At 65.8% G+C, this 12,162-nt stretch carries 8 protein-coding genes; 4 read left to right on the top strand and 4 right to left on the bottom strand.

Going from position 1 to position 12,162, the window contains the following annotated elements; translation table 11 throughout:
- Positions 1-3 precede the first annotated feature (3 nt).
- From KZ686_RS19485 to KZ686_RS19470, 4 genes are all read right to left on the bottom strand, one after another.
- The gene (locus tag KZ686_RS19485; RefSeq protein WP_255650751.1) at positions 4-840 is read right to left on the bottom strand and encodes an FAS1-like dehydratase domain-containing protein; all 837 of its coding nucleotides are present in this window, start codon (positions 838-840) and stop codon (positions 4-6) included.
- A gap of 146 nt (positions 841-986) precedes the next feature.
- Positions 987-2,357 (bottom strand): MmgE/PrpD family protein, encoded by a 1,371-nt coding sequence (locus KZ686_RS19480; protein WP_149318647.1) that lies wholly within the window; start codon positions 2,355-2,357, stop codon positions 987-989.
- A 120-nt stretch (positions 2,358-2,477) separates the two neighbouring features.
- Positions 2,478-3,647 (bottom strand): acyl-CoA dehydrogenase family protein, encoded by a 1,170-nt coding sequence (locus tag KZ686_RS19475; protein ID WP_265635059.1) that lies wholly within the window; start codon positions 3,645-3,647, stop codon positions 2,478-2,480.
- Between the two features lie 241 nt (positions 3,648-3,888).
- Positions 3,889-4,791, bottom strand: a complete 903-nt coding sequence (locus KZ686_RS19470) for a LysR family transcriptional regulator (protein ID WP_149318649.1) — start codon at positions 4,789-4,791, stop codon at positions 3,889-3,891.
- A 184-nt stretch (positions 4,792-4,975) separates the two neighbouring features.
- Here KZ686_RS19470 and KZ686_RS19465 point away from each other — a divergent pair, with 184 nt between their 5' ends.
- The 4 genes from KZ686_RS19465 (at position 4,976) to KZ686_RS19450 (ending at position 11,985) form a co-directional block, all read left to right on the top strand.
- Complete coding sequence (locus tag KZ686_RS19465) at positions 4,976-5,902, top strand: SDR family NAD(P)-dependent oxidoreductase (RefSeq protein WP_265635312.1); 927 nt, start codon at positions 4,976-4,978, stop codon at positions 5,900-5,902.
- Positions 5,903-7,074: 1,172 nt separating this feature from the next.
- On the top strand, positions 7,075-8,997 hold the full coding sequence (locus KZ686_RS19460; RefSeq protein WP_006576790.1) for a PrkA family serine protein kinase: 1,923 nt from the start codon (positions 7,075-7,077) through the stop codon (positions 8,995-8,997).
- Positions 8,998-9,035: 38 nt separating this feature from the next.
- Positions 9,036-10,316, top strand: a complete 1,281-nt coding sequence (locus tag KZ686_RS19455) for a YeaH/YhbH family protein (RefSeq protein WP_149318650.1) — start codon at positions 9,036-9,038, stop codon at positions 10,314-10,316.
- Positions 10,317-10,452: 136 nt separating this feature from the next.
- Positions 10,453-11,985, top strand: a complete 1,533-nt coding sequence (locus KZ686_RS19450) for a SpoVR family protein (RefSeq protein ID WP_150082334.1) — start codon at positions 10,453-10,455, stop codon at positions 11,983-11,985.
- Positions 11,986-12,162 lie beyond the last annotated feature (177 nt).

Raw genomic sequence — 12,162 nt, 5'->3', positions numbered from 1 at the left:
GGATTACTCCTCGACCACCGCCCATCCCTCCATCGCCTGGCCGCCGGCATCGTCGCCAGTCCACAGCAACACGCGCCCGGGCTGCTGGTCATCGCGGCGGCCGCCGACCGTGACGAGGTCGTGGTCGAACAGCGGCGCCATGCCGCGGAAGCCGAAGCGTTTGACGTTCGCCTGCGGCAGTTCGCGCCGCAGCAGGTCCACCATCAGCACCGCCTGCAGCGGACCGTGGACGACCAGGCCGGGATAGCCCTCGACGTCGCGCACGTAGTCATGGTCGTAATGGATGCGGTGGCCGTTGAAGGTCAGCGCGGAGAAACGGAACAGCAGCACCGGATCGGCATGCAGCTGGCGCTGCCATTGCGGCTGGTGCGGCAGCCGCGGGCGCGCCGGCTGGGCCTGGCCGGGCTCCGGCATCGCGCGATAGACGATGTCGTGGCGCTCGCTCAGTGCCGTCTCGCCGTCGACGGTCAGCACGTGGCGGACCGAGACGAACCACAGCTCGCCGCTGCGGCCGGTTTTCTGCTGCACCTCCTCGATGGTCGAGGTACGCGTCACGGTGTCGCCGACGCGCAGCGGACGCTGGAAGTCGAGCTCGCTGCCGGCCCACATCCGGCGCGGCAGCGGCACCGGCGGCAGGAAGCCGCCGAGCACCGCGTGGCCGTCGCGGCCCAGCCTGTGCTGGGGCGCACGCGGCAGGAAATACAGCCAGTGCCACAGCGGCGGCAGCGGTCCGCGCGCGATCGCCTCGCCGTCCAGATCCAGCGTGGCGGCGAGGCCGAGCACCGGTTGCAGCGCCAGCGTTTCGGTACGGCTTTCGCTGCGGCCGATCCACCGGCGCAGCGCTTCGAGGCTGGTATCGGTATCGAGATGGGTTTCAGAGGCGGCCGGATCGGCCGTGAGTTGTTGGGCCACGGTTGGGAATCCTCTTATGGTTTGGGGAACGGCAGGGACGGCAGTCTTCGCGCCGTCTCTGCGAGCGTAGGAGTTCAGGCTGCGGCCGGCAACCAGTCCGCCATGCTGTCCGTGTGTTCGAGCGCCCAGACGCGCGCGATGATGGTGCGCATCTCGGCCTCGCTTGCGCCCTGGCGGAAGGCCGCCAGTTGCAGCGCCTTCGCTTCCAGTTCGGGCCGGCTCAGCGTGTTGTCCGGATCGCCCTTGGGCACGTCGACGCGGGCCTCCAGCGTGCGGCCGTCGGTGGTCGCCACCGTCACGCGGCCGATCCACTGGCGCGGATAGGCGGCGTTGATCTCCGCGTCGAGCGCCATCGTCACCTTGTCGCGGAAGGCCGCCACGCGCGCATCGCGCAGCCCATGCTGCTCGAACTCGCCCAGGCCGGCGTGGCCGTGCCAGGCGACCAGCCCGAGCACCGTGCCCATCGAGAACTTGGCCTGATGGATCGTGACCGGATCGACCACGGGGCCGAGCACGTCGATCGCGCCCTGGTGCACGTGCGCGGTCACGCTGGCGATCTGCTCGGGGTCGAGGCGCTCGCGCTGCATCAGCGCCTTCAGCGCATCGGCCGCCGGATGGGTGTGGCGGCACGAGGCGAAGAACTTGAACGAGGTCTCGGCGGTAGCCCAGCGCGTGCCCAGGCCGTCGGTCAACCGCGCCGGATCGGCGTCGCTCGACATGCCGGCCGCCATGCCCTGCGCGCCCTCCAGGATGCGGCGCGCGCCGGTGAAGCCCGCCCGCGCCAGATGGGCCGACATCAGCCCGTCCGCCGCCGCCTTGGCGGTATGCAGCTGCTTCGAATCGGCGGCGTCGCGCAGGAATTCCCACAGGCCCGCGGCCTGGGTGCCGGCCGACCCCAGCGCCTGGTTGATGCCCTCGGCATCGAGCCCGTACAGCTTGGCCACCGCCGCCGCGGCCGCCAGTGTGCCGACCGTGCCGGTGGTATGGAATACGCGATAGTGGGAGCGGCCCATGAATTCGCCGATGCGGATGCCGGCCTCGTAGCCGGCGATCGCCGCGGTCAGCAGCTGCGCGCCGCTCTTGCCCTCGGCCTGGGCCGCGGCCAGCACGGCGGGAAACACCACCGCGGCCGGATGCAGCACCGAGCCGTTGTGCACGTCGTCCTGTTCGACCACATGCGAGGCCGCGGCATTGACCAGCGCGGCGAACCACGGCGAGGTGCGGCGGCGGTCGACCAGCACCTCGGACGGGCCCTGCTGCGGGCCCATCGCCACGGCGAACTCCTGCAGCCGGCGGATCGCCGGAGCGTCCTTGCCGGCGAGGGCCGAGGCGATCCAGTCGAGGAACAGGTCCTTGGTGCGCTCGACCACGTGCGGCGGCACGTCGGACAGCGTGAAGCGGGCAAGGAACTCGCAGAGTTCGCGCGTGGGATAGGAGCTTGGCATCGGTTTGGCGGGGATCGGCTTGGCGTGGATCGGTTTGGTGCGTATCGGCTTGGTGCGTATCGGTCTGGCGCGGAAGGCCTGGCGCAAGGCGGTGGCAACGGCGCTGAGGAAGACGCCGGCCTAGAAGGACCGCGGCAGTCCCAGCACGTGCTCGGCCACATAGGACAGGATCAAATTGGTCGAGATGGGTGCGACCTGGTACAGACGCGTCTCGCGGAACTTGCGCTCGATGTCGTATTCGGCGGCGAAGCCGAAGCCGCCGTGGGTCTGCAGGCAGACGTTGGCCGCTTCCCACGAAGCATCGGCGGCCAGCAGCTTCGCCATGTTGGCCTCCTTGCCGCAGGGCTGGCCGGCGTCGAACAGCTCGGCGGCCTTGTAGCGCATCAGGCTGGCGGCCTCGACGTTGACGTAGGAGCGGGCGATCGGAAACTGGATGCCCTGGTTCTGGCCGATCGGCCGGTCGAACACCACGCGCTCGCGCGCATAGTGGCTGGCCCGCTCTACGAACCAGTAGCCGTCGCCGATACATTCGGCGGCGATCAGGATCCGCTCGGCGTTCAGCCCGTCGATGATGTACTTCAGGCCCTTGCCTTCCTCGCCGATCAGGTTCTCGGCCGGGATCTCCAGGTTGTCGAAGAACAGCTCGTTGGTCTCGTGATTGACCATGTTGCGGATCGGCTGGACCGTCAGGCCGTTGCCGATCGCCTCGCGCAGGTCGACCACGAACACCGACAGGCCCTCGGACTTGCGCTTGACCTGGTCCAGCGGCGTGGTGCGCGCCAGCAGCAGCATCAGGTCCGAATGCTGCACGCGCGAGATCCAGACCTTCTGGCCGTTGACGACATAGCGGTCGCCCTGGCGCACCGCGGTGGTCTTGAGCTTGGTGGTGTCGGTGCCGGTGGTGGGCTCGGTCACCGCCATCGACTGCATGCGCAGCTCGCCCGCGGCGATGCCCGGCAGCCAGCGCTGCTTCTGCGCCTCGGAGCCGTGCCGCAGCAGGCAGCCCATCACGTACATCTGGCCGTGGCAGGCGCCGGAATTGCCGCCGCTGCGATTGATTTCTTCCATGATCACCGAGGCGGCCGTCAGCGGCAGGCCGGAGCCGCCGTAGTTCTCGGGAATCAGCGCCGACAGCCAGCCGGCCTGCGTCAGCGCCTGGACGAACTGCTCGGGGAAGGCGTCCTGCTCCTCGACGCGCTGCCAGTAGGCGGAATCGAAGCCGGCGCACAGATCGCGCACGGCCTCGCGGATTTCGGGGTAATGCGCATCGTGCGCCTGGTCGATCGTCATCAAGGGGCCTTTGCGGGAAATCACGGGAATGCGGCCATTATTCCCGAGCCCGCCACGGACCGACATTCGCATTTGCCAAAGAGCGGCTTAGGGCGGGCCTTACCTTGCCGGTGCCCTGGCCGCCGTGGGCCGATGTGGCGCGCTGGGACCCGCCGGGGCCTCGGTGGCCGGCGATGGCGGGTGGTGGCATGCGGGTGGCACGTCGTGGCCCCCGGCGGTCCGCGATGCCGGACGCGCCCGCTCAGACCGGCTCGCGCGCCGCGTCGATCAGGTAGTGCACCAGGGTCTCGGCGAACTGCGGCAGCTCGCGGCCGGGCCGGCGCACCAGGCGCAGCTCGCGCTTGGCCCAGTCGTCCTCCAGCGTGATGAAGCGCAGCACCTTGCGGCTGGCGTAGCGGCGCGCGCAGCTGTTGGGCACGATCGCGATGCCGGCGCCGGCCTCGACCATGCGGCAGACCGCGTCGAAGCTGCCGACCTGGATGCGCAGGCTGATGCGCTTGCCCATGCCGCTGGCGATGCGGTCCAGGAAGGACTGGATCGCGCTGAACTGGTTCAGGCCGACGAAGCGGCAGGTATCGAGCAGATCGGCGAAATGCAGCCGCTTGAACTGCGGCAGCGGGTGGTTGACCGGCGCGATCACGATCAGCTCGTCGCTGCACAGCTGCATCACGTCCAGGTCCTCGGTGGCGACCTCGCCGGCGACGATGCCAAGGTCCGCCGCACCGGCGCCGATGGCCGAGACGATCTCCTGCGACAGGTGTTCCTCCAGCTCGATGTCGACGTCCGGGTTCTCCGACAGGAAGCGTGACAGCGCGTTGGCCAGAAACGAGTTGGTCGCGGTGGTGTTGGCCAGCAGCCGGACCTTGCCCTTGACGCCCTTGGCGTAGGGGCGCAGATCGGCATGCAGGCATTCGAGCTCGCGAAAGACCTCGCGCGCGTGCCGCAGCAGCGCGTCGCCGGCCGGCGTCAGGCGCACCCCCTTGACCTGGCGGATCAGCAGCTGGGTCTGGAACGCTTCCTCCAGCTGCTTGATGCGGGTGCTTGCCGCCGGCAGCGACAGGAAGCTGCGTTCGGCCGCCCGCGTCAGGTTATGGGTTTCCCCTACGTTCAGGAACAGGCGCAGGTCGGTCAGGTCGTAATGCATCGTGTCGTGATGGGTTTGGCGGGATCGAACGGAGGGTTTCGGCAGGCGGAAGGCGTCTTTTGGGATTGGCGAATTCCCCTTTCGCTGCCGGCAATTTATCTTATATGCCGCTTCAATAGAACCTCGTAGGTGGGACAGGAGACCGATGATGACGGCGAAGGTGGAAGGATCGGCGGCAGGCGCGATGGCAGACTCGACGGCTGGCACGATGGCGGGCAAGGTCGCGGTGGTGACCGGCGCGGGAGGCGGCATCGGCCGCGGCATCGCGCTGGCGCTGGGCGCCGCGGGCGCGCGCGTGGTGGTCAACGATATCGGCGTGTCGCTGAGCGGCGAGGGCGGCGATGCGGGACCGGCGCAGCGCGTGGTCGAGGAAATCCAGGCCGCCGGCGGCGAGGCGGTCGCCAACACCGACAGCGTGTCGAGCTGGCAGGGCGCCAACGCGATCGTCCAGTGCGCGCTCGACCGGTTCGGCCGCATCGACGCCGTGATCAACAACGCCGGCAATCTTCGCGACCGCATGTTCTTCAAGATGAACGAGGAGGAATGGCGCGCGGTGATCGACGTGCATCTGCACGGCACCTTCTTCGTCAGCCGCGCCGCCGCGCCCTACTTCAAGGACCAGCAGAGCGGCGCCTATGTCCATATGACCTCGACCTCCGGCCTGATCGGCAATTTCGGCCAGGCCAACTACGCCGCCGCCAAGCTGGGCATCGCGGCGCTGTCCAAATCGATCGCGCTGGACATGGCCCGCTTCAACGTCCGCTCGAACTGCATCGCGCCATTCGCCTGGAGCCGGATGACCAGCTCGATCCCGTCGGAGACGCCGGAGGAGCAGGCGCGCGTGGCCAAGCTGCAGAAGATGGAGGCCGGCAAGGTCGCGCCGATGGCGGTGTTCCTCGCCAGCGAGGCGGCGCGCGAGGTCAATGCGCAGATCTTCGCGGTGCGCGCCAACGAGATCATGCTGATGAGCCAGCCGCGGCCGGTGCGCTCGGTGCATGCCAGCGAGGGGTGGACGCCGGAGACGATCGCGGAGATCGCGATCCCGGCGATGCGCAACAGCTTCTATCCGCTGGAGCGCTCGCCCGACGTCATCAACTGGGATCCGATCTGAGGATTCGCTTCCGACGATCTGATCCGAGATATGCCGCTGCCGGCAATGCGCTGGCAGCACGACGCGCCGGGTGCTGACGCCCGGCGTTTTCATTGTCTCGCTCTTCTCCGCTCTCTCCTCTCCTCTCCTCTCCTCTCCTTCGCCGTTTCGCCTCTCCTCCTTCGATCGATTGTCGCTCGCGCGCACGTCGTCGCGCATTGCGGTTTCCCCGCATCGCCGCCGGCTGTCGTCGGTGAACGCCGTTCGTCCACCGCCTTCTTCGTCGACCGTCCGACGATCGTTCCGCTCGCCCGTCGCATGTGGCCCGCAATTTGCTGGTGTACCGACAACGGTGGCCGACGGATGCCGCCGCGCGGGCAACCGCGACGGGGAGACAGCGATGCGATCGACGCGGTCGAATGCGAACTGGAACCTGTAGCGGTTTCGGCATTCCAATGGGCACGCACCCGCACGGTGCGCGCCACGATTCCAAAGGGGAGACGCGATTGCCTCGACGGTGCATGGAGACAACCGGCGAACGATGCTTCGCCACACCCGGGCCGACAGCGGGCCAGCGCCCGGGCCGATGGGTTAACCCTGCTTTTTGGCAGCGCGATGCGCGATGTCGCGGCGCTCCGTTTTCATCCCGCTTCGATCCCCGTTTCTGTCCCTGCGTGCGTCGCTGCTTCGATCGCCTTCCCGCGCATCGAGAACACGACAGCAGCGTGTCGCGCGACGTTGCGCGCGAGGCCTTGGCCGCAGCAACGATGCAGGATGTGCCAACGTACGACCCCACCCGTTCCAAGGTTTTGCAGTCCCGGTATGTCGTCGATGCTCGCCGGAAGCAATCGTTACAAACAGGGCAGTGCAGCACCAAAGGGAAAGGTGTAAGGTGTGTCCCAGAACATGGTCGCGCCGCCCAGTGCGAACCGGTCAGCGTGCCGCTCAGTCGCACGCAGCCAGAACGCAGTTTTCACGAGCAGGACCGCGCCGTTGCCAGTGCGCAATGCGCGTCAACAAGCTCTTCCCCCTGGGCGTTATTTGACTATGATGAAGTAAAGACTTCGCAACATGGTCAGTCTTCCGCCAAGCCGGGGTGGCGGTATTCAAAGGCTGATACGTGGAATGAGGCAGGGTACCTACCTGCAGACGGACTGCGTTCGCCTCGGACGAGACTCTGACGGGAGTGAGGTATGGACATTTTCGGCCACTACGCCACGCGCTTCGAAGCTCGCAAGGAAGAGGAATACAGCATCCAGGAGTATCTGGAGATCTGTAAGAAAGACCCTACTGCCTATGCGACCGCGGCCGAGCGCATGCTCGCCGCGATCGGGCAGCCAGAGCTGGTAGACACGCACCACGACCCGCGCCTGTCGCGCCTGTTCTTCAACAAGGTCATCAAGATCTATCCGGCCTTCCGCGAGTTCTACGGCATGGAGGACACGATCGAGCAGATCGTCTCGTTCTTCAAGCATGCCGCGCAGGGTCTCGAGGAACGCAAGCAGATCCTCTACCTGCTCGGGCCTCCCGGCGGCGGCAAGTCTTCGCTCGCCGAGAAGCTCAAGTCGCTGATGGAGCAGATCCCCATCTACGCGCTGAAGGGCTCGCCCATCCATGAATCGCCGCTCGGACTGTTCTCGCCCGAGGAAGACGGCAAGATTCTGGAGGAGGACTACGGCATCCCGGTCCGCTATCTGAACACGATCGCCTCGCCATGGGCGGTCAAGCGCCTGCACGAGTTCAACGGCGACATCACGCGCTTCCGCGTGGTCAAGCTGCGGCCCTCGGTGCTGTCGCAGATCGCGATCGCGAAGACCGAGCCGGGCGACGAGAACAACCAGGACATCTCCTCGCTGGTCGGCAAGGTCGATATCCGCAAGCTCGAGGACTATCCGCAGGACGACCCGGACGCGTACTCGTACTCCGGCGGCCTGTGCCTGGCCAACCGCGGCCTGCTCGAGTTCGTCGAGATGTTCAAGGCCCCGATCAAGGTCCTGCACCCGCTGCTGACGGCGACGCAGGAGGGCAACTACAAGGGCACCGAGGGCTTCGGCGCGATTCCGTTCGACGGCGTGATCCTGGCCCACTCGAACGAGGCCGAATGGCAATCGTTCAAGGCGGACAAGAACAACGAGGCCTTCCTCGACCGGATCTACATCGTCAAGGTGCCGTACTGCCTGCGCGTGTCGGACGAGGTCAAGATCTACGACAAGCTGTTGCGCAGCAGCTCGCTGTCGGCCGCGCCATGCGCGCCGAACACGCTGAAGATGATGGCGCAGTTCGCGGTGCTGACGCGGATCAAGGAACCGGAGAACTCGAACATCTTCTCGAAGATGCGGGTCTACGACGGCGAAAGCCTGAAGGACGTCGACCCGAAGGCGAAGTCGTACCAGGAGTATCGCGACTACGCCGGCATCGACGAGGGCATGAGCGGGCTGTCGACGCGCTTCGCGTTCAAGGTGCTGTCCAAGGTCTTCAACTTCGACAACACCGAGGTCGCGGCCAATCCGGTGCACCTGCTGTACGTGCTCGAGCAGCAGATCGAGCGCGAACAGTTCCCGCCGGAGCAGGAAGCGAAGCTGCTCTCGTACATCAAGGAATACCTGACGACGCCCTTCGTCGAGTTCATCGGCAAGGAGATCCAGACCGCGTATCTGGAGTCGTATTCCGAATATGGCCAGAACATCTTCGACCGCTACGTGGTGTTCGCCGACCTGTGGATCCAGGACCAGGAGTACCGGGATCCCAATACCGGCGAGATCCTCGACCGCAACGCGCTGAACGACGAGCTGGAGAAGGTGGAAAAGCCGGCGGGTATCTCGAACCCGAAGGACTTCCGCAACGAGATCGTCAACTTCGTGCTGCGGGCGCGGGCCAACAACGGCGGCAAGAACCCGAACTGGACCAGCTACGAGAAGTTGCGCATGGTGATCGAGAAGCGGATGTTCTCCACCACGGAGGACCTGCTGCCGGTCATTTCCTTCAACGCCAAGTCCTCGCGCGAGGACCAGGAGAAACACGAGAACTTCGTCAACCGCATGGTCGAGAAGGGCTATACGCCCAAGCAGGTCCGGCTGCTGGTGGAGTGGTACTTGCGCGTTCGAAAATCATCGTAACGGCGCCTGCACGGGGCCTCTGAACGAGGGCAACCAATATGGCCACGGTCATCGATCGGCGGGAGAATGGCGGCAACAAGAGTGCGGTCAACAAGCAGCGTTTCATCAAGCGTTACCGCGAGCAGATTCGGCAAGCCGTAGCGAAGGCGGTGTCCGGCCGGAAGATCATGGACATCGAACAGAGCGGGCAGGTGTCCATTCCGGTCAAGGACATCTCCGAGCCGATTTTCCACCATGGCCAGGGTGGCAAGCGCGAGTGGATCCACCCCGGCAACAAGAAGTTCGTCCGCGGAGACAGTTTCGACCGCCAGCAGCAAGGGGCGGGCGGAACCGGCTCGCGGGCGAGCGACTCGGGCGAGGGCGAGGACGATTTCGTCTTCACGCTCTCGCGCGAGGACTTCCTGAATTTCTTCTTCGAGGACATGGCGCTGCCCGACATGGCCAAGCGCCATCTGGCCAAGATCGCCGAGGTGCGCAAGGTGCGCGCCGGCTTTTCGATCGACGGCACGCCCTCGAACCTGTCGGTGCTGCGCACGATGCGCAGTTCGCTCGGCCGCCGCATCGCGCTGTCCGGGCCCTACCAGCGGCGCCTGCAGGCGCTCGAGCAGCAGTACAGCGAGGTGCTCGAGGAAGAGGGTCCCTACACGGCCCGCGCGCAGGAGATGATGAAGGAGATGCGCCATCTGCGCGCCTGCATCGATCGCGTGCCCTTCATCGAGAAGCTGGACCTGCGCTACAACAACCGAGTGCTGAAGAAGCGTCCGCAGGCGCAGGCGGTAATGTTCTGCCTGATGGACGTGTCGGGTTCGATGGACGAGAGCCGCAAGGACCTGGCCAAGCGTTTCTTCATGCTGCTGTACCTGTTCCTGAAGCGGAACTACGAACGCATCGACGTCGTCTTCATCCGCCACCATACGGTCGCCAAGGAAGTCGACGAGGAAGATTTCTTCCACTCGCGCGAATCGGGCGGCACGGTGGTGTCCAGCGCGCTGAAGCTGATGGTCGACGTGATCCACAACCGCTACCCGGCCAGCCAGTGGAACATCTACTGCGCGCAGGCGTCGGACGGCGACAACTGGGCCGGCGACTCGGAGCTGTGCGGGCGGCTGCTGCGCGAATCGATCCTGCCGCTGGTGCAGTACTACGCCTATGTGGAAGTCGCGTCGGAGGAGCCGCAGAACCTGTGGGAAGAGTACATGACGGTCAAGGGCGCGCACGAGAACTTCGCGATGCAGCGGATCATCGGCGCGGACGAGATCTATCCGGTCTTGCACGACCTGTTTCAGAAGAAGGCGGCCTGGCCGAACACCGGGCGTTGATGCGCTGACGCCTTGATGCGTCGATGCACCGGCGCAGCGGCGCCCGGGCATGGTGTCCATGCAGGAGTGCCGCGCCGGACAGGCCTTGGCTAACCGGCGGAGCCGCGATCGCGGGCCGCCGACATGGGGGTGGGAAATGGCATACCTCTCTACCGGTTCGGAGTGGACCTTCGAACTGATCCAGCGGTACGACCGGGAGATCGCGCGCATCGCGGCCGATTTCGGCCTCGATACCTATCCCAACCAGATCGAGATCATCACCGCCGAGCAGATGCTGGACGCCTACGCGTCCGCGGGGCTGCCGGTCGGCTACAGCCACTGGTCCTACGGCAAGCACTTCCTCGCTTCCGAGCGCAGCTACCAGCGCGGCCACATGGGCCTGGCCTACGAGATCGTGATCAACTCCAACCCCTGCATCGCCTACCTGATGGAGGAGAACACGATGCCGATGCAGGCGCTGACGATCGCGCACGCCTGCTACGGCCACAACTCCTTCTTCAAGGGCAATTACCTGTTCCGCACCTGGACCAACGCGGACGCCATCGTCGACTACCTGCTGTTCGCCAAGAACTACGTGGCCGAATGCGAGCAGCGCTACGGCGAGCAGGAGGTCGAACTGCTGCTCGACTCCTGCCACGCGCTGCAGAACTACGGCGTGGACCGCTACAAGCGCCCGAAGAAGCTGTCGATCACCGAGGAGCAGGCGCGCCAGGCCGAGCGCGAGAACTATCTGCAGATGCAGGTCAACGATCTGTGGCGCACGCTGCCGAAGCACCGCTCGCACGCGCTGGTGACCGAGGACGAGACGCCGGAGGCCGAGGCCACCTTCCCGCCGGAGCCGCAGGAAAACCTGCTGTACTTCATCGAGAAGAACGCACCCAAGCTGCAGCCCTGGCAGCGCGAGATCGTCCGCATCGTGCGCAAGATCGCGCAGTACTTCTACCCGCAGCGGCAGACCAAGGTGATGAACGAGGGCTGGGCCACGTTCTGGCACTACACGATCCTGCACGAGCTGTACGAGCAGGGGCTGGTCAACGACGCCTTCATGATGGAGCTGCTGCAGGCGCATACCAACGTCATCTACCAGCCGCCGTACCACAGCCCTTATTACAGCGGACTCAATCCTTACACGCTCGGCTTCCTGATGTTCCAGGACCTGCGCCGCATGTGCGAGCGCCCCGAGGAGGAGGATTATCGCTGGGCGCCGGAGATTGCCGGCAGCGACTGGCGCAAGACGCTGGACTTCGCCATGCGCAACTTCAAGGACGAAAGCTTCCTGCTGCAGTTCCTGTCGCCGCGCGTGATCCGCGAACTGAAGCTGTTCTCGGTGCTGGACGACGACCGCGAAAGCAAGCTGCGCGTGACCGCGATCCACGACGACGAGGGCTATCGCCGCATCCGTCAGCTGCTGGCCAGCCAGTACGACCTGTCCAATATCGAGCCGAACATCCAGGTCACCAACGTCGACGTCGGCGGCGACCGCTCGCTGACGCTGCGCCATCTGCAGAACGACCGCCGGCCGCTCGCGCAGAACTTCGAGGAGGTGATCCGCCATGTCACCCGGCTATGGGGCTTCACCGTGCGGCTCGAGGTTGTCTACGAGGACGGCCGGCACGAGATCAAGTACGAATGCCGGCCCGAACGCAAGCATCATCGCAAGGCGGCATAGGGCGGCATAGGGCGGCAAATAGGGCGACATGAGGCGGCATAAGGCCGCGTGAGGCGGCGTAAGCCGGCGGAAACGATCCGATAGCGGTCCGCGCGGCGAGCCGGGTGCGGCAAGCGAGCAAGGCAAGAGCGGGGATTTCAGCGCTGAAATCCCCGCTCGTTTTATTTGGAAGCGATT

The sequence above is a fragment of the Cupriavidus cauae genome (assembly GCF_026210475.1).
In the GTDB taxonomy this organism is placed as follows: Bacteria; Pseudomonadota; Gammaproteobacteria; order Burkholderiales; family Burkholderiaceae; genus Cupriavidus; species Cupriavidus cauae.
This window is presented reverse-complemented; position numbering and strand designations above follow the sequence as displayed.

Excerpts from the sequence above, each read along its gene's own strand:
- KZ686_RS19475 (WP_265635059.1), bottom strand. The coding sequence starts at position 3,647 with ATGACGATCGACCAGGCGCACGATGCGCATTACCCCGAAATCCGCGAG.
- KZ686_RS19480 (WP_149318647.1), bottom strand. The coding sequence starts at position 2,357 with ATGCCAAGCTCCTATCCCACGCGCGAACTCTGCGAGTTCCTTGCCCGC.
- KZ686_RS19465 (WP_265635312.1), top strand. The coding sequence starts at position 4,976 with ATGGCAGACTCGACGGCTGGCACGATGGCGGGCAAGGTCGCGGTGGTG.
- KZ686_RS19450 (WP_150082334.1), top strand. The coding sequence starts at position 10,453 with ATGGCATACCTCTCTACCGGTTCGGAGTGGACCTTCGAACTGATCCAG.
- KZ686_RS19455 (WP_149318650.1), top strand. The coding sequence starts at position 9,036 with ATGGCCACGGTCATCGATCGGCGGGAGAATGGCGGCAACAAGAGTGCG.
- KZ686_RS19460 (WP_006576790.1), top strand. The coding sequence starts at position 7,075 with ATGGACATTTTCGGCCACTACGCCACGCGCTTCGAAGCTCGCAAGGAA.
- KZ686_RS19470 (WP_149318649.1), bottom strand. The coding sequence starts at position 4,791 with ATGCATTACGACCTGACCGACCTGCGCCTGTTCCTGAACGTAGGGGAA.